Below are 19,349 nucleotides of genomic sequence, written 5' to 3'. Positions count from 1 at the left end.
AGGGAACTCTTAATCCCACCCTTTGAAGGGTGGGATTGAAACAAAGACGCTATTTAAAACAAAGACTTTTCATTCAGTAAAAAGTCCCTTGGTATGCTTACCAGCCTTGTTCGGCATTTTGAAAAACGTAAGCTGCTACCTGTAAAATTTCCTCATAACTTAACTTGTCTTTAAAGGCAGGCATGGCATTTTTGCCATTGTGCACTTGGTGGATAATCGCTTGAATTGAGTCGTTATCATAATTTTTTAAGTACTTTGACAATGCTTCTTTTTTCAAGGTTTTCTCTGCAATTAGGACATTACCACCACCGATGTGGCAAGAAGCGCAGTTTGCCTCGAAGATTTTAGCACCATTGGATGTTTCGGCTGCTAATGCTGGACTAATGAATGTTAGTTTGATTAAGGCGATCGCTAACAGCAAAATTAATGAAAGTATTCTCAAGAGAATTTCCTCGCAACAAGCCTCCACGAAGAGTATAAACGCGATCGATCTTCAGATTCAGTCCAATTCGATCAAAATTGGCGGTAATGAGTTCACCCTTCCGTTGCTACGCAGTTCTTAGCGTCTTCGGTAGGCAGATGACTTATTACCGCCATTATCCATTGTTTGGTCACTCTGGGAGTGTAGCGTGTTGCTTATAAGCTGATTTCACTCAGGGAAGCTGAAAAAATCATCTAGTACCAACGACGATGTTTCTAGCTATTGAACAGTAATCTTACCAACCATGCCAGCACCACGGTGAGGTTCGCAGTAGAAGGTATAATCACCAGTAGGTGCATCTGCGGGGAAGGTGGTTGTTACTTTTTGACCAGGGTTCATCAACTGTTTCTTATGAGACAGAGAAGCTGCTAATTCTTTGCTACCAGCTGGGTTTTTCGCAGAATCGAACACAACATTATGGGGAGGAACTTTATTGTTCACCCATTCAATTGTGTCACCTGGTTTGATTGTCAAATTTTTCGGTTCAAATGCCAGCATTCCTTTGTCACTACCAAGTTTGATCTTGTATGTTTCAGCCGCAGCGCTGGGAGTAAAAACAGCGAAGCTGCTAACAACTAAAAGGATTGTCAACACAGCCAGACTCAGGCGTCGCCAGCTTGCCGAAATAAATTTCATGACTCTCTCCTAAACAAACATTTTTTTTCCTTTCTCATTTTAAATAAAATCAACGCCAAATATGACAATATGTCGTAGATACAATTTTTTTTTTAGAATGGGGAGTAAATTATAACCAAAAGCTGTGCAATCAGTAAAAGATACTAGACTGCAATACCACACAAAGTCCCTATAAGCTAATGCGCGCTAAAAAAGCATAACTGTGGTGGTTGTTGACAGTTGACAGTTGACAGGTTCATTTAGCGGGGCCAAAGACGTTTTTGTTAGCTTTGGTGAATGTGCAAGTTAAATGTAAAACACCCGAACAAGGTAGGTTTATGAAAGCAGGGGATTGGGCATTGAGGACTGGGGGCTGGGGAGCAGGGGAGCAGAGGAGAAGTTGTTGCAAGTCTTTCCCCCTGTGCCCCTCTGCTTGTAGAGCCTGTTTTCCGATACCCAATACCCAATCCCAAAGGCTCAGCACTAATGCGCTAACTCAAGGATTTAGTAGTAGATTTTGCCGCCGCCCCATTTAGTACCAACAACTTTGGGTTGTAGGAGAATATGACCAGCGATCGCTACTAGATCGTCATCCGTGAGATTTCGCATTTCTGTGAAAATATCTGCACTCTTAGTACTGGGATGTAGTTCGGAAATTTCCTCTTCTCCATCATAAGTAGTGGGATTTTTCATGTAATCTACCAAACCTTCAATGTTATTCCGGTTTGGTGTTGCCAATGCTAGAGCTTCTGGTTCTAGTCCCACGTTTTGGTTAGTTTTGGTAACGCCGCCAACATGACATTGGGCACAAGCGTAAGCAAATAAGGCTTTGCCTTCTTTGACTTGTTTGAGGCTAAGTACAACGGTGTCGCCTTGTTCATTTAATGGCACTGTCCGGGTAGCTTTGTCCAGCTCCAATGCTGACGCGCTACCGACAGTCAACCCAAAGGCGAGTAAAAAAGTAGCCACAACAACGCCAATTAGTCTTCTAAACATGTTTCCCCTTAAAGATTTTGACGCTCAACACAGCTAATAAAGCGATGCTCAATCTGCATATCCAAAGCCTGAGATAGCCTTTTAGGTGACTTCGGTACCACCCACCGAATGGCCGACCTTTCGGGCTGACTTCAGAAGATATTCGGAAAATAATTGCCTTTGCATCCTCTAACGCCAAACGGCTCTTTTGGTGTTTGTCGGCAATTAAGAGTTGGTTATCGAGAGAAAACAATTTTTCTACAGGAATGCTGTAGTCGGCTGCTATCTCTGCGATCGCTAGGTTTGCAAAACCCATAATGCTTGTTAACTGGTAGATAGAGATTGAGTCGCTGTAATACCAATATCACGTTAGGAGTGCAATTTGTTGCCCAAAATACGGTTTTGGGGGTTGGGGCATTGGGCATGGGGCATTAATTATTAACCTTTCCCCCCAGTAAATGTGACGCTTTGGATAAAGTAGCGATTAAAAAAGGCGTAAATACCTAAAGCTGGTAGGGTAAATACCATTGAGGCTGCCATGATGTAGTTCCAATAGCTAATATATTGACCTTTGAAGGTATTTAGCCCCAAGGGCAAGGTAAACATTTCTGGGTCAAATAAAATAACTATGGGCAGTAAAAAATTATTCCAGCTTGCCATAAATACAAAAACTGCCTGGGCTGCTAGTGCGGGTTTTGCCAAGGGTAAGACGATATAGCGGAAAATTCCAAAGGTGTTTAAGCCATCAAGTTGACCGGCTTCTTCTAATTCTTTAGGAAAATTTACGAAAAACTGTCGCATCATAAAGATGAAGGTGGCGTTAACCATGCTAGGGACAATCATCCCTTGGTAGGAATTCAGCCAACCGATCGCTTTTAAAATCAAAAATGTGGGAATTAAGGTAATTTGCGCTGGTACTGCCAATACTGTCAAGATTAAGAAGAACCAAAAGCGTTTGCCTATAAAACGCAGTCTGGCTAAGGCGTAACCCGCCATTGAATTTAACAACAAGTTTAAAATGGTGACGCTGATGGCAATTACCACACTGTTAAACAGCCAGCGCCAAAATAGTGGTTCTTGTAAAAAGATTTGTCTGTAGTTGTCGAGGGTGAAATGTTTGGGGAAAAAGTTGGGTTCGTTGCTGACAATTTCTGTTAGGGGTTTAAATGATGCTGAAAGTGCCCAGAGAAAGGGAATGAGGGTAATCAGGGCATAGAGTGTCAGCAAGATATATAACAAGATTTTGGGCAGGACTTTAACCCAGGACAAGCGAGAAATTCTAGTCAAATTTGTTCGCCTCCAAAAAGTCGCCGCGCAATTACAGTCAAGGTAATGATGACTGCTGCTAACAAAAAGGCGATCGCTGCACCATATCCCATCTGTAAATTGCGAAACACAGCTTGGTAAACTAATAGCACCACAGATAAGGTAGCGTTATTCGGCCCGCCAGTACCGCCAGAAAAAATGTAAGATTGGTCAAATAATTGAAAAGTACCAATTATGCCCATCGCTATTACAAAGAAGGTTACAGGCTTGAGCAAAGGAATAGTAATGTAAATAAATTGCCGCCATTCATTTGCCCCATCGAGTTCTGCGGCTTCATACACTGTTTGGGGGATATCCTGCAAAGCCGCTAGGTAAATCACCATAAAAAACGGTGCAGTTGACCAAATGTTCATCATCATAATTCCTTTGAGGGCAACTGCTGGGTCACCCAACCAGTTATAAGTAGGTAGCCCCACAAAAGCTAGAAAATCGTTTAGTAGCCCCTCAGTGTTATAAATCCACATGAATATCAGTGTTAACACTGCTGAAGAAGTAACTGTGGGCAAAAAGTAGAGAATACGCCACCAATTTTTACCCCGAATTCCAGAATTGAGAGTCACCGCCAAAATTAAAGCTAGGATTGTTTGAGCTGGTACAACAATGGCTACATATTCAGCTGTGTTTCTCAAAGCAATCCAAATCCGTTGATCTTCAACTAATCGCCTGAAGTTACCCAAACCGATGAATTCGTAATCAATACCGCCTAAAAGTTGGACTTTTTGCAGAGAAAGAAAAACAGCAAACAAAATAGGTAACACCACAAAAGTTCCTATAACCAAAATGGCGGGCATCATGAACATATACCCAGCCAAATCTTCTGTGATATTCCACCTGTAGTTTCGTTGTCTGTTGATTTCAAACACTATTAAACCTCCGTTTAATCTCTCATACTAGGGTCTGCCAACCCAAAAATGCGCTTCTTTCGGGCTGGGGAAAGAAAAAGGGGTAAAGGGAAAAGGAGCAACTTAGTATCACTAACCAAGGTGCGGTGCTGTAAAAAATATTTAGCTCGATTGAATAAATCTTGAAATTTGGAATGCGTAAACGTAGGCTTACTAGCACATATCGCTAGAAGACTGTTGATGGTTCACAGTCAACAGTCAATAGTCAACAGTCAACGCATTCACTAGAAGAATTTATTTTTTGGAGTTCACTTAGGGAACTATATATTTAGTTTCCTTGGGAATGCTAATTAAACCTACTCAAGCAATAGGATACAAAATGACGTATACAGCTTACTTACGTTCGATTAAAAACGAACTCCAAAGAACTGGGAAAAGCAAAAAAAGCTTGCGAGTTAAAACTATCATAGAACAGTTTGGCTACCAGCGTCGAAGCCATTCATTCGTAAATGATTTTAATAGTGCTTTGAATGAACTGGGGCTTTGTGCAGACCCTGTATTAGATTTACACATTCCCTTAGACACAAAGATAGCTATTTCTATTAAAGATATAAAAATAATCAAGCAAGTAACCGACTCTCAAGCAATTTCAGCCAAATTGAGACAAAATATTTCAGTCAGACATGATTTTTTTTACTACTTGTTTGATTTTGGTTCCGAACAAGAATACGAGCGATTCCAAGCATGTTTAGATTCTCATCAACCTGTGGGTATTTTTTTGATTCCACAAGTAGAAGATTTCTTTTGTGATATTGTTGTCAAAATTTTGAATTATGAATTAATTAGAAAATCTCAATATGGAGGATATAATAATATACCAAAAGCTGTCCATAGGAAAATTTCTACCAGTCTAGCCTTGGAAGATGACTGTGAAGACGAACAAGAAAATTCTATTGCTGATGCTCATATTTTTCAATTTTATCGCTCAACTATGAGTAGCATTATTTTGGGCAACACTGGTTTAGAATTACTTGATTCGGAAAAATTTGACGAACAATTTGAACAGATATCGCTATATGCAAATAAATATAATTCTGAACAATTATTTATTGTATTTCATTGTCCATCACTTTTAGAAATTCAAGCACATCAGCAAGAAGATGCTTTGGGATATTTAGTACATAGAGTTGCCCAGAAAATTCCTTTTACTTTTACTCTCCGGTGTAAATACCCAAATGAAGCGTCTATTGAATATCAAGAAGAAGTATATGCCCATTTTCGTCTACTAATGGAACTGCCATATTATCAAATCGAGGAAGATGATGCTTCTTTAGCAGATTACTTCCTAGAATTACAAAAAGCGCAAATTCAAGCTGAATCACAGCTGTTGCTGAAGATGAAAGCTGAACATTTTTATAGCCTCAAGTGGCAACAAGAAAGTAAAGAATTTATTTATCTCAAGTATTTTGCTATTAAAACTTTGCAAAATCTAGGATATGAATTATCTGATATTAACTGTGAAGTAGAGTTGACTTCTAGAGATGAAGACACAGCCGATGAAGATGTATCTGATGAGGAAGAATACCAAAGTGAAATTATAGAAGTCTACGTTAAAAATCACATTATGGTTGAAATTGAAACTTTCAAATACCATGAATTTCAGGATAATAATCTCTTTTTAGATACCATGAAAAGAGTTTTAAGGAAATCAAAAGTCTGGCCGAATCAATTAGAAAGTGTTTGGTTGGTCATTCCAGGTTTTGAGATAGCACGCAATTATTATCAATTGAAAAAAGTTAAGGAAATACTAGAGTATAAATTTTCTGGATATTATGGCGATCGCTTCCAGGTAATCATCATGTCTCCTGATTATGAAAATCACCAATTAGTACCAGTATCTTTTGATTCTATCGATTATCCATCTTTTGAATATGCAGCTAAAAAACTTAGCTTAATACCAGCATATCCCATGACCAATCGTATCAAAGAATTGAAGCTTGATTTTAGCCAAGTTAAAGGACTAAATGAAGAAAAAGAAAAATTAACTAAACTTCTCAAACTGCAATCTAAAGGATACAAAGGTTCAATTGGTGGAATTCTTTTTTATGGTTTACCAGGATGCGGTAAAACTCTATTAGCAAATGCCTTTGCTAATGAATCTGGTAGATATTTCTTTAAATTCTCTCCTGCTGATATTGTCAGCGTTTGGATTGGTCAAAGTCAAAAAAATATTCGTGACATCTTTGCTCAGGCTAAGAAAAAATCTCCTTCGTTGTTATTCATTGATGAATTAGACAGCATTGGCTTTAATCGTAACGAAGATAACGCCCACACAGACCAAAAAGCAACCATTAATCAATTACTTATAGAATTAAATAACCTGCAAAATAGCGATGTAATCGTCATTGCAGCAACAAATTATTTAAGCGGTATTGATAGTGCTTTAAAACGTTCTGGACGATTGGATTGGAAAATTCCTATTTTCCCACCAGATAGAGGAGAAAGAATAGATTTATTTAAACACTATTTATCAAAAATCGATTTGAATCAGCTAGTAAATTTTGAAATTTTAGCTGACAAAAGCGTAAGATTTACTTCATCTGACATTGAATTGGTTTGTCGGGAAATTAAAAATGCTATTCTTTTGGAAGAAATCAATTCAGCTTTGACAACTTCAGATGTGATTACTTACATCAATAATCTGCAAGATGGTGGGTTAAGTCTCAATGAAGAACAAGTGAAGGAATTTTTGGAAGAGTGTAAAAGAATGAGTGTGAAGAATCCTAAATTGGAAACTTTGAAATTAGAATGGGGATTGGATTAATAATAAGATAATTAAAATGGCGATCGAACTCCAATAAATAAATTATCCAATCTTGTGGCGTGGGCATCTTGCCCGCCCCACAAGAAATTTTATTGCAACATGTAAGGCTTGACACGCCAGTAGGGAAGCAATCCCCACTGACGCTGGGATTACTTCACTATGGCTCGTAATGACGGAGTTACGTTATTTTTGCGTAAGTCTTTGAAAGAGTATAAGTAGAAGTTTTCTCAACCAAAGCCTCTGCTTTGACTTAAATTTTGTCGCTATAAGTTAAATTTTCAAGATTTATTTAAATCAAAATTTTGCTGCTTGAATTTATCTTGTACTCCTTCTAATTGGATGGAAAATAAAAATATTTTTAGGAAAGTATTTTATTTTTTTAATGATACTAATTTGATATCTGATATCGAAAATTATTTAGGTAATTTAGCAAATTAGCAAGCTGTATCCCCCCTTGTTAGTCAACTCAACAAATGTTTTCATTCTCAATTTAAATCACTAAATTCATAGTTAGCGCTATCTATTTCAATGCACAAGACGCTGTTTGTATAGAACTCATATTTAGTTTTGGCAAAAACCAGTCAGCTATTTTACATTTAACTTGCACATTGACTAGAGATTGGGCTTTCCTTGTTCAGTTCAATGAGGCTGTTCGCTCTTTGGGGGTGACGCAACCCACAGACGGCAAAATTAAATATGTTAGGTTTATATATTTTTTATCAAATTCACTAATTTGTTGAAGTTTTAATATTAAGCGAATTAACGGATTTAGTAAGTTAAATTTATGCTTATTATTGAAAATATAAGTATTATGGTAATTACAGACAAATAAATTATGAATCTGCAAGACTTTGAAGCCCAATACCGTGAGGCTATAGCTGAAACGCTTAATGAGCTGCAAGCAGCAGTTTTATTGCTAGCAGAAGTACAAAATAAAATTTCCAATATTGGCAATTCTGTACAAAATCTCAGTCAGCGTCTTGAAGAGTTCATCGCCGAGCAAAAAGGGGAGTAAATATAGATACGGTAAAAAATCTTATCTATGACGAAAACTAAACTCTTCTTCAATTGTCCGGATCAAATCCTTGAGTTTTAGAGGTTTCACAAAATAATGACGCGCACCCAAACTCAAAGCTAGTTCTTGATCTGCTTTAAAAGCAAAGGCTGAAACTACAATAATAGGTATTTTTGCCAAATCAGGTTTTTGCTGGACTTGCTTTAAGAGAGAGTAACCGTCAACATCTGGCAATTTCAAGTCGAGTAACATTAAATGTGGCTGAAATTTTTCAATAGTTGAGAAAAAAGCAGAACCTTCTGATAGACTCTGGACATCGTAACCACAATAAGTTAAGTAGTCACTGAGTAACATTCTATTAAGATAGTGGTCTTCGACTAACAAAATTCTTCTAGCTTGATTTAAACCGAGTTGGTGATTTATGTTCAGTAATTGTGCTGTCATTGCCATCTATCATCATTTTAAGTTACAAGTCAATTATTGCCAGATGAATTGTGAGATCGACAGAAATGTTCAGTTATATGAGGTAATCAAAAATTATAATATACCATTTTTAGGTATACTGGTATAATTCAATCATATTATGTGAAAATCAAAAATTAATAAAAAATTAAGCTTTTTTACACAATTGATGCAACTAACTGTATTCAACAATTTGCTTAGGGGCTAAATACCTAAATAAGGTAGTTTTATAGGATTCATATTTGCTTTCTGGGAAGCTAGGTACATTTTTATTCCTTTTTACCTGTTAAAAGTCTCTACGAGTAGTTCTGCGAATCAAACCGCATTTCTACAATCTAGATGTTGTTGATAAAGAAATATTCATAAAAAAGGGAGCTAATAGCTCCCTAATTATTTTGTAAACTTACATTTACTATCTTAAATAGATGCTTTTTTTTGTTGGCGTCGGGTAGTAAAAATACCAGCAACACCCAGCAAACCAAGTATTACTGATGGTTCTGGAACAGCTGTGGGAGGTACACCTTGAATGCTAACTTCGTAATTACCACTGTGAGATTTGCCATCAGCGCCTATTCCTGTACTGTTAGTTAGTCCACTTGCGGTAGCAGAGAAACTATACAGAAAATCGGTCTTGCCATTGTACGTAACTTTCACGACTTCACTGGCTTGGAATCCATTTTTGAGAAAATTACCCAAGTTTCCCAATAAAGGAGCATAGTATTCTTTTAAATTGTAGTGACCTGCTAAGCCAATTTTGATTTCGCCCGTGGTATCGTTTTGGCTAACGTAAGAGATATTGGGGTCGCTAGAGCGTTGGAAACCATTGATATTGAAAAATGTGTTAAAGGCTTGCTGGCGTAGAAGTGAGCTAGGGGTAAAACTTGGTAGACCCAGTGCCGATTTAATTGCAGATTCATTAGCAGCTAGACCAGCTGCATTATAAAATTGGTTAAACCAAGTATTTGCAAAGTTCTGTGCGCCATAGCTTGTACTCAATCCTGAACCAGTACTAAACCAATCTGTTGCTGTCAGACTGCTTAGGATAATACTTTGACCACCAATTTGTCCGCTCAAGGTGGTATTTTTGCTGAAATCAAAACCAGACTGCTCAGTGGTGGCTCGTAGTTCTACATTTCCAGTGGGGTTTGCAGCAGAGCCATCCAGAACTTTCTGGACGTTTGTTTGAGTATTTGGTACAAGTACAGTACTGTTACCCGATACATCATAGATTAAATAGTCACTTGCTGCCGTTCCGCCTATGGTAGCGCCAGTCAACGTCCCAGCTTGTGCTGGTACAGTGGCAACAGCGCTCACACCAATAGCCATCGATGCACCAATCACAAGTTTCTGAAAAGTCATCTTCATTTTTTTAAGTCTCCGTCAGTTTAGAAGTTAAGGTTTAAACTACTGCTATTTCTAGGCTTGGACTGTCTTGGCTACAGGCTTTGTGGCAATACTGCTGCTTAGGAACACAATTGTATTGTTAGCCGTTTCTGGTAGCTGAACATACAAACCCAGTTTAAGAAACAGAGAGACTTGATTGGGTGAAGTTCGTGTTGATTATCGGTAAAATGATGACGAATATTTTTCTAAAAACTTATGTATAGTTACTTAATTGACTAGAAAGTTGTCGTGTTATAAAATACGTAAAAAATTGTCTTTTAATTTTAGTATATATACGTAAAAACTGGGTAGCACAGCACAACTGTACTACCCCATCTAAAAAATGCTTAGCATTCAGTTTGAATTTAAGAACTTAGCCATTCTTTCCACAGCAGTTTCTAGCAAAGATGGCTCATGCACCAAAGCAAAGCGGACATATCCCTCGCCGGATTTACCAAAACCCGCACCTGGAGAAGCAGCTACACCAGTTTGTTTGACTAGCTGAGTGCAAAATTCTATGGAGTTTTGACTCCAAGGTGAAGGCAACTTTGCCCAGATGTACATTGTGGCCTGGGGAGTGGGAACATTCCAGCCAATGCGGTGTAAAGCAGTAATGAAAGCATCACGGCGCTGCTGGAACGTAGCAACAGCAGTTTTAACCCCAGCTTGAGGGCCAGTCAAGGCAGCGATCGCCCCATTTAAAATTCCCCGATACTGGTTAAAATCAACAGCAGCTTTTACTTGGCGTAACGCATTGATTAATTGGGCATTGCCAATGGCGTAGCCAATACGGAAGCCGCCCATATTGTAGGACTTAGAAAGGGTAAAAAATTCAATTGAAATGCTTTTTTGTGGATCGGCTTGCAAGATAGAAGGGACTAGGGATTTTGGATTTTGGATTTTGGATTTTGGATTGGGAAGGTTTTTCTCCCAGTCGCCAGTCTGTTCAAATACCAAATCCACGTAGGGGAAATCGTGAACCAAGGCGAGATTGTGTTGCTGACAGAAGGCCACAGCTTCTTGGAAGAAAGATAAAGGAGCGATGGCAGCTGTGGGATTGTGGGGATAACTTAACACCATCATCCGGGACTGAGCCAGGACTGGGGCGGGAATATCAGCAAACACTGGTAAAAAACCGTTTTCTTCCCTAAGTGGCATTGAGTAGATTTGCCCACTTGCGAGATAGACTCCTCCAGCATGGGAAGGGTAACCAGGATCGAGCAACAGGGCAAAATCTCCAGGATTGAGCAATGCTAAGGGTAAATGGGCGGTACCTTCTTGAGAACCAATTAAGGGTAGCACCTCAGTTTGCGGATCGACTTTGATGCCAAATTTTTGTTCGTACCAGTTGGCTGCGGCTTCCCGAAAGCCTTGAGTACCATTAAATAATAGATAGCCGTGGGTAGTGCGATCGTGAAGAGATTGGGCGATGGCCTCAATAACATGTGCCTCGGCTGGTAAATCAGAAGACCCCAAAGACAAATCAATTAGCTGGACTCCAGCAGCCAAAGCAAGTGCTTTGGCTCTATCCATATCCGCAAATACATTGGATTGTAGGGGTTGTAAACGTTTTGCAAACTGTATATTAGTCATTGGTCATTAGTCATTGGTCATTGGTCATTGGTCATTGGTCATTAGTCATTAGTCATTGGTCATTGGTCATTATTTATTTGTCTGTTGTTACAAAGTTCTGTATCTATCTATTGATGGAGAGTTGTTAGGGACTTCCAATTAAAAAACTATTCCATAGAAGACTGTTCGCTGTTGACGGTTCACAGTTAACAGTCAACAGTCAACGGTCAACACTTTAACGGAAATAATTTATTTTTTGGAGTTTCCTTACTGGCTTGCTTCCTCGTAATAATAGGAGATAGGAAAATAGACGCTCGCGTAACACGGCGAATTTTTACCCTATCAGAGGAAACTTGATAAGAGACTTTATACTTTGTCATTAGTCAAAGGACTAATGACCAATGACTATTGACTAATGACTAATTAGTATCTAAATGCTTGGCTAAAAGGCTGAGTAATTTTTCTTTCCCGATAACTCCCTCTGTGGATTCTAGTAGTTTTTCTCCTTGAATTAGCCTGAGGGCGGGGACTCCTTCCACTTGGTACTGTTTAACTGTGAGTGGGTTGGGGTCAATTTCCATTTTAACGACTTTGAGGCGATCGCTATAAGCACTGGCAGCTGAGTTAATCATGGGCGACATTAATTGACAAGGCCCACACCAAGAAGCCCAAAAGTAAACTAATACAGGCTGCTCGGCTTTTAACACTTGGGTTTCAAAATCAGCATCAGTTACGGTGATTACAGCCTTACTCATTGCAGTCTCCATCAGGTGGCGATCTAAGTTGGCACACACAATACTCTATCCCAAACTGAGTCCTGAGTCACCGAAGTTGTGATTTAGATAACCCTAAAATTCTCAAATTATTGCCTAGTGTCGAGAAAATAGTACAAATCTTTGTAGGAGCGTGTCTCATTCAAATGAGAATTGTTATAGATTCAAGCTAAAGTGAAATGTAAATATTACAGGCTGATGCAAGTTAAGACAGCCAAATAGCGCCTGGATATAACTCTGTTTAATTATCAGGAGCAAAGCGCGATTCTCTTGCCAAGAGTCTGCGCCCATGTGTGCAGAATACTAACAGTGTTGCCTAAAATTATGGATAATTTCCCAGTGGTCGTTCAAGCGGATGCATCCCTACCCAATTACTCTCAGGAAAATACATTTCTCATGCGGCCTAATACCGATGGGGATTCACCGCCGAAGGAAAAAGTAGGAACTGACTTTGACTCTCGCATGATGCAGCGGTGTTTGGAACTTGCTCGCCGTGCTTTGGGGCGTACTTCACCAAATCCGCTAGTGGGAGCAGTGATTGTTAAAGATGGCGAAATTGTCGGGGAAGGATTTCATCCTCGTGCAGGTGAGCCTCATGCAGAAGTGTTTGCCTTGAAAGCAGCAGGAGTTCGGGCCCAAGGCGCAACAATCTATGTCAGTCTTGAACCTTGCAATCACTACGGACGCACTCCCCCTTGTTCGGAAGCCTTGGTTAAAGCAGGGGTGGCAAAGGTGGTGGTGGGTATGGTCGATCCTAATCCACTGGTGGCTGGAGGAGGTATTGCTCGCTTACGTGCTGCTGGGATTGAGGTGCTGGTGGGAGTAGAACAAGAGGCTTGTCGTCAGCTAAATGAAGGTTTTGTTCATCGCATTCTCTACAAACGACCGTTGGGAATTTTAAAATATGCCATGACTTTAGATGGCAAAATTGCTACTACCTCTGGTCACAGTGCTTGGGTAACAAGTCAAGATTCGCGCACTGAGGTACATCAGTTGCGGGCGGCTTGTGATGCTGTAATTGTTGGCGGTAATACAGTACGACTGGATAATCCTTATTTAACTAGCCATCAAGTGGGGGTACATAATCCCTTGCGGGTGGTCATGAGTCGCCGTCTTAACTTACCGGAAAATGCCCATCTGTGGCAAACTGCGGATGCACCTACTTTAGTGTTGACAGAGGAAGGTGCTAACCCTGATTTTCAACAACTGTTGTTTAAACAAGGGGTGGAGGTAGTGGAACTGGCATCGCTTACACCAGATCGAGCAATGGCGTACTTATATGAACGGGGTTTTTGTAGTGTGTTGTGGGAGTGTGGTAGTACTTTAGCTGCGAGTGCGATCGCTCAAGGAGCAGTGCAAAAAGTTTTAGCGTTTATTGCCCCAAAAATCATTGGAGGTAGCATTGCTCCCACGCCCGTCGGCGATTTAGGTTTTACTACTATGACTCAGGCACTGTCTTTGGAACGCGTTCGTTGGCGGGTAATAGGCTCAGACTGTTTAGTGGAAGGTTATTTTCCCCAAACAAGTCGAGCTTGAAAAAAGTCTGAATTCTGAATTCTAAGTTCTGAATTCTGAATTCTAAATTTAATGATTTTGCTTTTATCCACACTGACGTTCGTGAGCAATATCACGTATGAGTGCTAGCCGGGATTGAATGTAGTGGCTGAGAAAATCAGTTTCGTGGGAATTTAACAAAATTTGCGTTGCTGTTTGTTTCACCAACCACTGCACCAAGCTAGCATCATCAAGTTGTAAGAGGATCTTCGCTTGGGCGGTTTCAACCACAGACCAAAGCTGACGCATAATTGTAGGAGTCATCAGACCTCAAAAGAATCATTAGCTTAGCTGTTTTCAGATTACACAATTTCGATCGCAATTTACGACATGAATGTGGAACCTGAGACAAGTATTATTAAAAACTTAATAATGGTATTTATAACTTTATGATGATTCAGAATTGAAAAGGGGTATGGAGCATCGGGTATCGGTTATTGGGCATGGGGTATGAGCTATGGGAAAAATAGAATTTTATGAGTTTATTTCCAAAATATCGAAGCCAAATTTACTAATCTTAAAAATCTAGTTTTTGTGCTTGGGGAGACTGAAATTGTGCGGATTTTAGCTCAAAAAACTGGTGTTTTTAACTGTGATGTTGAATACTGTATCTGTGTTGTGAGATACAAAAATTTTATTGGAAATCAACATTTTTTACCTGTAGACGGATTTACAAAATCATGTAAATCTTCATCCCAAATACTAATGTAAATAAAATTACATTCTTGGCGAATAATCTGGCCCTTAACGGAACCATTTTTGAAACTAAAATTGTCGGACTGGCCTTGCTGTACCTGTCTTAGTCCCTGTTTGATATCTTCAGTGGCTTGCCCATTCAAGAGTTGATTGAGAGTAGACTGCATTAGCTGTGGTTCTACGGTATCAGCAAAAGATACCTCAGTTTGACGCAGGACTTGAGAATTGCGATCGAATAAGTAGCCAAGGTCTATTTTGTTTGGTACGAGTTTGTAAACAACAGCACGGGTATTACCCCAAGCACCCCTTAAATCTCTTGTTGGTTTGCCGAGGGCAGATTCGACAACATTTCTGGATGTGCCTGTGGGAAATGCGGGAACTTGTTGTTTCCTGGCAGTTGCAGCTAATTTGCTGAGGGGCTTTTTCTGTGGTGTGGAAGGTACTTCTGGTGTGGACAGCGGAACTTGATTCTCTGGTTCTGGCTGTGGTGTTGGAGTCTGTGTAAATACAGGTTCGTTGTCTGGTTGTGGCGTGGATACAACTGGCGGATTAAAAGCTGGTATTTCAGGAGTTATTTGTGGTTGTGGTGGTGGAGTGGGTACTACTGGCACTGGAGAAGGTCGGGAAGAAATGGGTGGATTGGTAAATGTAGGAGTTGGCTGAGATTCTGGAGAGGAAGTAGGACTGGTGGCTATGTTTGTCTGTAACTGTTGCTGGCGAGTCATGCCAAAAATTGCAACTGCACCAATTAAGCCGCCTATGAGCAAACTACCAAAAATCACAGCAGGTTTTTGCCAGTTTCCAGCCTGAGAAGATCCGTGAGTAATTGGAGTTTTTGGGGGAGAAAATAAGGGCTGGGTTTGTCGAGTTGACGTATGAGGGGGAGATAAGCTGAGTGTGTTAGCAGTTGTTGGTGGCTGTGGAGAAATGTCACTAGAAGACCGCAAGGCGTATAACATTTTACTAGCAGTACTGTAGCGATCGCCTGCATGAGGCTTAATTGTCTGATTGAGTACCGCAGCCAATTGGGCAGAGACGTGAGGCGCTTGCTGCTGCCAAAGGATTTCGCCTGTTTGCAAATCGGTTTGTAGTTCTTGCGGGTGTTTGCCAGTTAGCAGATAAACAGCCGTCAAACCCAAGCTGTAGATATCAGTGGCATAAACTGGACGCCCAACTGCTTGTTCGCTAGGCATATAACCAGGCGTACCAATAACGAGCGATCGCGTGGGGTATCCTGGAGTAGCCACCACGGAACGAATGGTTTCTTTGACTGCACCAAAATCAATCAATACTGGTTTGCCATCAACAGAACGGATAATGATGTTTTCTGGTTTGATATCCCGGTGAATAATGCCTTTGCTGTGGACATAATCTAAAACTGGCAGCAGACTCAACAGGATTTCTCGAACAACAGTTTCACTCTCAAATCCTTTGGCTTCAATAATTTTTGTCAGAGTTTGGCCGTGAATCCATTCTTGGACGAGGTAAAATTGCCCATTCTCAGAAAAATAAGCATAAAGTTTGGGAATTTGGTTACAACTTTCACCCAAATACTCTAAGGTTGCTGCTTCTCTTTTAAACCGTTCTTGGATTATTTGGTAGGTTTGGGGGTCATTATTGGTTATCGGTTTGAGTTGCTTAATTACGCAGCGACGCCGAGAAGGCATGTGAGTATCTTCTGCGAGTAAAGTTTCGCCAAACCCACCAGCACCAATTACCTGGATAACTTGATAGCGATTGTTTAGCAGCGTTGTTGTCATGAAAACTTACCAGCGTGCGCCTCTTATCAATGTACCTTAGATATTTTCCTTATTTTTGGCTTAACCTGCTATTTCTCATGACAATATTCTTTTAAGAAACATGGGTGTGGGGGCAATACAGTTCGGTTAAAGGGTAAAGGGTAAAGGGTAAAGGGGAAAGGGTAAAGGGGAAAGGGGGAAGGGGAAAGGGTAAAGGGGGAAGGGGAAAGGGGAAAGGGGAAAGGGGAAAGGGGAAAGGGGAAAGGGGAAAGGGTAAAGGGGAAAGGGGAAAGGGGAAAGGGTAAAGGGTAAAGGGGGAAGGGGAAAGGGGAAAGGTTTCAAATACATTTTTTACCCCTTAACTTTTTCCCAGACCACAAGGGAAGTTCATACTGTTTATCCGATCCGTATTGGATGTGGGGGTGTAGGAGACAAAGAAGTGTGTAAAAGGAAATAGGGACTTGCCTTGTGTTTGTTGGTAACGGGTGATGTGGCTTTAGTACATCTGCTCTGGAAAATCATTAATTAAACATTTTGAAATCAACTTAAGTTTATGAGTGTAGGCAAAAATATTACAAGTGTAAATTCTTATTTAAAACTAGAAAATAAAGGAATAATTTTATACTTTGAACTCAGGGAGCAACAACACATATTAGGGCGCGATCGCGCTTTTGCCGATTTGGTTGTCCTTGTAGATTGGCAACTTGTAGGCAGATATCAAGCCCTTTTACGTAAAGATGGCGAAGACTATCGCATTTATGACGGAAATGGTGAAAAACCTAGTACCAATGGGCTTTATATCAATGAGACTCGCATCACTCCAGAATCCGGCTATAGCCTGAAAAACGGCACGGAAATCCGCATCGGTCAAAACTCTCAAGACCAAATAGTACTCACATACTATAATCAAACCCAGACTTCAACGAACAATAAGCAGCAATTACAAAGAATTTCTCTGAAAAATCGGTCGATTTTACTCGGTCGCGATGTCAATGCTACTTTACCTCTAGAAGCCCCTACTGTTTCTCGCCGTCACGCCACAATTGATACGGACGCTCAAGGGCGTTATATTCTGCGGGACTATAGTACCAATGGTGTTTTTGTCAATGGGCAAAAAGTCAATGGTACTGCTGTATTGTCAGCAGGAACAACAATTCGCATCGGCCCATTTACACTGGTGTTGCGTGGCGATGAGTTACAAATACTCGATCGCGGAAATAAAATTCGCTTGGATGCTTGCAATCTAGTAATCCAAGATCGAGACAAGCGGCGATTGGATGATATTTCTATACCCATTGAACCGGGACAGTTTGTCGCCTTGGTGGGGGGAAGTGGTGCTGGAAAGTCAACTTTGATGAGGACGCTATTGGGAGTAGAGCAAACAACCCAAGGTGTAGTTTATTTAAATGGTGAAAATTTGCGGAACAATTTCAACATGTACCGCACCCACATTGGTTATGTACCCCAAGACGATATTATTCACCAAGAACTCACCGTGTCTGAAGTTCTTACCTACGCCGCCAAGCTGCGACTACCACCAGATATTAATGTCACTCAGGTGGTGGAAAAGACTTTACAAGATGTAGAAATGTCCCATCGTCGGGATGCTAAGGTGTCTCAACTAAGTGGAGGACAGCGCAAGCGGGTAAGCATTGGGGTGGAATTACTAGCCGATCCGAAGTTGTTTTTCTTGGATGAACCAACTTCTGGACTCGATCCTGGATTGGATAAAAAAATGATGCAGCTGTTACGCAAATTAGCCGATGAGGGACGCACGGTTATTTTAGTAACTCATGCAACGACGAATATTAAATTGTGCGATCGCGTTGTCTTTCTCGGTAGAGGAGGAAAGCTATGTTATTTTGGCCCTCCTGATGAATGTTTACGGTTTTTTGCTGTTAAAGATGACTTTGCCGATATTTATAATCAGCTAGAAAAACCAGAAAACATCATCGACCAAGCTAACAAATTCCGACAATCAGATGATTATCGCCGCTATATCGAAAATCGTCTTAATTCTGGTACTCAATTACGAGAATCAGATATTGTTAATAATCACAGTCATGGCATTTCTTTTGGGGAACAATTGAAGATTTTGACCCAACGTTACTTTCAAATTCAAAAGCGCGATCGCATCAACTTGACTTTAGCACTTTTAACAGCACCAATCAGTATTAGTTTAATGACATTTGCCATCCGCAATCAAGACCCTTTAGTATTAGGAGAAGAGCCAGATCCGACTCTTGCACCTTTAGCTTTGCGGGTGTTATTTGTCTTTACTTGTGCTGCATTATGGGTAGGACTTTCTAGTTCATTACAAGAAATTGTCAAAGAATCAGCAATTTATTTACGGGAACGGCTGGTAAATTTGGGTTTATTTGCTTATCTTACTTCTAAAGTGGCAATTCTCTCAATTTTAGCAGGATTACAAACTCTGTTAATGGCAACGGTGATTTTTCTCTTTTTTAAATCACCAGAACCAGAATTAATTTCTTGGTCATTGGGGTTAATTATCACTACATTTTTGACACTTGTAACTAGTTTCAGTCTGGGTTTATTGGTGTCAGCATTTGTCAAAAATACTAGTCAAGCCAATAGTGCTTTACCTTTGTTGTTACTTCCTCAATTTATCTTTTCTGGTGTTTTATTCAAAATGGAAGGTATTGCTAGTAAACTATCTTGGTTAATGCTCAGTCGGTGGTCAGTGGGAGCTTACGGTGCTTTAGTTAATCTTAATCAATTGGTTCCCGAACCGATTAAATTACCTGATGGTAGTACAGTTCCCCAACCATTTGAACCAACGCCTGTTTATGAAGCAACATGGTCTAATTTAAGTTTAAATTGGAGTATTCTATGTTTGCACGCATTTATTTATTTAGCAATAACGTTTTATTTGCAAAAGCGAAAAGATATTTTTTGAAGGAGAATTCAGGAGTCAGGAGTCAGAATTCAGGAGTCAGAATTCAGGAGTCAGGAGTTAGGAGTTAGGAGTCAGAATTGAGAATTCAGGAGTTAGGAGTTAGGAGTTTGGAGTTAGAATTCAGGAGTCAGAATTCAGAATAAAAAATTTACTGGCTAATATTGGGGATTTC

At 40.1% G+C, this 19,349-nt stretch carries 16 protein-coding genes; 4 read left to right on the top strand and 12 right to left on the bottom strand.

Annotation, left to right across the window (positions count from 1 at the left end; translation table 11 throughout):
* Positions 1 to 97 precede the first annotated feature (97 nt).
* The 6 genes from petJ to VF06_RS01395 form a co-directional block, all read right to left on the bottom strand.
* On the bottom strand, positions 98 to 442 hold the full coding sequence (gene petJ / locus VF06_RS01425; protein WP_099071712.1) for a cytochrome c6 PetJ: 345 nt from the start codon (positions 440 to 442) through the stop codon (positions 98 to 100).
* Between the two features lie 258 nt (positions 443 to 700).
* Positions 701 to 1,117 carry a plastocyanin gene (gene petE, locus VF06_RS01420; RefSeq protein ID WP_099071691.1) on the bottom strand — a complete coding sequence of 139 codons (417 nt, stop codon included), beginning with the start codon at positions 1,115 to 1,117 and terminating at the stop codon, positions 701 to 703.
* A 483-nt stretch (positions 1,118 to 1,600) separates the two neighbouring features.
* The gene (psbV, locus tag VF06_RS01410) at positions 1,601 to 2,092 is read right to left on the bottom strand and encodes a photosystem II cytochrome c-550 (RefSeq protein ID WP_099071693.1); all 492 of its coding nucleotides are present in this window, start codon (positions 2,090 to 2,092) and stop codon (positions 1,601 to 1,603) included.
* A complete protein-coding gene (locus VF06_RS01405) occupies positions 2,085 to 2,387 on the bottom strand; it encodes a hypothetical protein (protein ID WP_244918234.1) in 303 nt (100 codons plus the stop codon). The genes psbV and VF06_RS01405 overlap by 8 nt, the downstream gene beginning before the upstream one ends.
* 122 nt (positions 2,388 to 2,509) lie before the next feature.
* Positions 2,510 to 3,358: a carbohydrate ABC transporter permease gene (locus VF06_RS01400; protein WP_099071694.1), complete on the bottom strand. Its 849-nt coding sequence runs from the start codon at positions 3,356 to 3,358 to the stop codon at positions 2,510 to 2,512.
* Positions 3,355 to 4,260, bottom strand: a complete 906-nt coding sequence (locus tag VF06_RS01395) for a carbohydrate ABC transporter permease (RefSeq protein ID WP_099071695.1) — start codon at positions 4,258 to 4,260, stop codon at positions 3,355 to 3,357. The genes VF06_RS01400 and VF06_RS01395 overlap by 4 nt, the downstream gene beginning before the upstream one ends.
* A gap of 358 nt (positions 4,261 to 4,618) precedes the next feature.
* Between VF06_RS01395 and VF06_RS01390 the strand changes: the two genes are divergently transcribed.
* Both VF06_RS01390 and VF06_RS01385 read left to right on the top strand, forming a co-directional pair.
* A complete protein-coding gene (locus VF06_RS01390) occupies positions 4,619 to 7,063 on the top strand; it encodes an AAA family ATPase (RefSeq protein WP_099071713.1) in 2,445 nt (814 codons plus the stop codon).
* Between the two features lie 835 nt (positions 7,064 to 7,898).
* Positions 7,899 to 8,078 carry a hypothetical protein gene (locus VF06_RS01385; protein WP_099071696.1) on the top strand — a complete coding sequence of 60 codons (180 nt, stop codon included), beginning with the start codon at positions 7,899 to 7,901 and terminating at the stop codon, positions 8,076 to 8,078.
* Between the two features lie 21 nt (positions 8,079 to 8,099).
* Here the strand turns inward: VF06_RS01385 and VF06_RS01380 are convergent, their stop codons facing one another.
* The 4 genes from VF06_RS01380 to VF06_RS01365 form a co-directional block, all read right to left on the bottom strand.
* The gene (locus tag VF06_RS01380; RefSeq protein ID WP_099071714.1) at positions 8,100 to 8,522 is read right to left on the bottom strand and encodes a response regulator; all 423 of its coding nucleotides are present in this window, start codon (positions 8,520 to 8,522) and stop codon (positions 8,100 to 8,102) included.
* 435 nt (positions 8,523 to 8,957) lie between these two features.
* The gene (locus VF06_RS01375; RefSeq protein WP_244918233.1) at positions 8,958 to 9,899 is read right to left on the bottom strand and encodes an NF038130 family PEP-CTERM protein; all 942 of its coding nucleotides are present in this window, start codon (positions 9,897 to 9,899) and stop codon (positions 8,958 to 8,960) included.
* Positions 9,900 to 10,277: 378 nt separating this feature from the next.
* Entirely contained in the window at positions 10,278 to 11,516 is a 1,239-nt protein-coding gene (locus VF06_RS01370) for an LL-diaminopimelate aminotransferase (RefSeq protein ID WP_099071698.1), read from the bottom strand.
* 398 nt (positions 11,517 to 11,914) lie between these two features.
* Positions 11,915 to 12,250, bottom strand: a complete 336-nt coding sequence (locus tag VF06_RS01365; protein WP_099071699.1) for a thioredoxin family protein — start codon at positions 12,248 to 12,250, stop codon at positions 11,915 to 11,917.
* 342 nt (positions 12,251 to 12,592) lie between these two features.
* Here VF06_RS01365 and ribD point away from each other — a divergent pair, with 342 nt between their 5' ends.
* Positions 12,593 to 13,804: a bifunctional diaminohydroxyphosphoribosylaminopyrimidine deaminase/5-amino-6-(5-phosphoribosylamino)uracil reductase RibD gene (gene ribD / locus VF06_RS01360; RefSeq protein WP_099071700.1), complete on the top strand. Its 1,212-nt coding sequence runs from the start codon at positions 12,593 to 12,595 to the stop codon at positions 13,802 to 13,804.
* Between the two features lie 63 nt (positions 13,805 to 13,867).
* Here the strand turns inward: ribD and VF06_RS01355 are convergent, their stop codons facing one another.
* Entirely contained in the window at positions 13,868 to 14,086 is a 219-nt protein-coding gene (locus VF06_RS01355; RefSeq protein WP_099071701.1) for a hypothetical protein, read from the bottom strand.
* A 380-nt stretch (positions 14,087 to 14,466) separates the two neighbouring features.
* Positions 14,467 to 16,278 (bottom strand): serine/threonine-protein kinase, encoded by a 1,812-nt coding sequence (locus VF06_RS01350; RefSeq protein ID WP_099071702.1) that lies wholly within the window; start codon positions 16,276 to 16,278, stop codon positions 14,467 to 14,469.
* Between the two features lie 532 nt (positions 16,279 to 16,810).
* Here VF06_RS01350 and VF06_RS01345 point away from each other — a divergent pair.
* Positions 16,811 to 19,177 carry an ATP-binding cassette domain-containing protein gene (locus VF06_RS01345; RefSeq protein ID WP_099071703.1) on the top strand — a complete coding sequence of 789 codons (2,367 nt, stop codon included), beginning with the start codon at positions 16,811 to 16,813 and terminating at the stop codon, positions 19,175 to 19,177.
* Positions 19,178 to 19,349 lie beyond the last annotated feature (172 nt).

Origin of the sequence: Nostoc linckia z4, from assembly GCF_002608075.1 — a bacterium.
GTDB classification, from domain to species: Bacteria; Cyanobacteriota; Cyanobacteriia; order Cyanobacteriales; family Nostocaceae; genus Nostoc; species Nostoc linckia.
The sequence above is the reverse complement of the archived record's forward strand: the minus strand, read 5'-3'. Positions and strand labels throughout refer to the sequence as shown.

What these genes read in the sequence shown, in the direction of transcription:
- VF06_RS01405 (WP_244918234.1), bottom strand. Translation starts at nt 2,387, where the DNA reads ATGGGTTTTGCAAACCTAGCGATCGCAGAGATAGCAGCCGACTACAGC.
- VF06_RS01380 (WP_099071714.1), bottom strand. Translation starts at nt 8,522, where the DNA reads ATGACAGCACAATTACTGAACATAAATCACCAACTCGGTTTAAATCAA.
- ribD (WP_099071700.1), top strand. Translation starts at nt 12,593, where the DNA reads ATGGATAATTTCCCAGTGGTCGTTCAAGCGGATGCATCCCTACCCAAT.
- VF06_RS01365 (WP_099071699.1), bottom strand. Translation starts at nt 12,250, where the DNA reads ATGAGTAAGGCTGTAATCACCGTAACTGATGCTGATTTTGAAACCCAA.
- VF06_RS01355 (WP_099071701.1), bottom strand. Translation starts at nt 14,086, where the DNA reads ATGACTCCTACAATTATGCGTCAGCTTTGGTCTGTGGTTGAAACCGCC.
- VF06_RS01385 (WP_099071696.1), top strand. Translation starts at nt 7,899, where the DNA reads ATGAATCTGCAAGACTTTGAAGCCCAATACCGTGAGGCTATAGCTGAA.
- VF06_RS01375 (WP_244918233.1), bottom strand. Translation starts at nt 9,899, where the DNA reads ATGACTTTTCAGAAACTTGTGATTGGTGCATCGATGGCTATTGGTGTG.
- psbV (WP_099071693.1), bottom strand. Translation starts at nt 2,092, where the DNA reads ATGTTTAGAAGACTAATTGGCGTTGTTGTGGCTACTTTTTTACTCGCC.
- VF06_RS01370 (WP_099071698.1), bottom strand. Translation starts at nt 11,516, where the DNA reads ATGACTAATATACAGTTTGCAAAACGTTTACAACCCCTACAATCCAAT.
- VF06_RS01345 (WP_099071703.1), top strand. Translation starts at nt 16,811, where the DNA reads ATGAGTGTAGGCAAAAATATTACAAGTGTAAATTCTTATTTAAAACTA.
- VF06_RS01350 (WP_099071702.1), bottom strand. Translation starts at nt 16,278, where the DNA reads ATGACAACAACGCTGCTAAACAATCGCTATCAAGTTATCCAGGTAATT.
- petE (WP_099071691.1), bottom strand. Translation starts at nt 1,117, where the DNA reads ATGAAATTTATTTCGGCAAGCTGGCGACGCCTGAGTCTGGCTGTGTTG.
- VF06_RS01390 (WP_099071713.1), top strand. Translation starts at nt 4,619, where the DNA reads ATGACGTATACAGCTTACTTACGTTCGATTAAAAACGAACTCCAAAGA.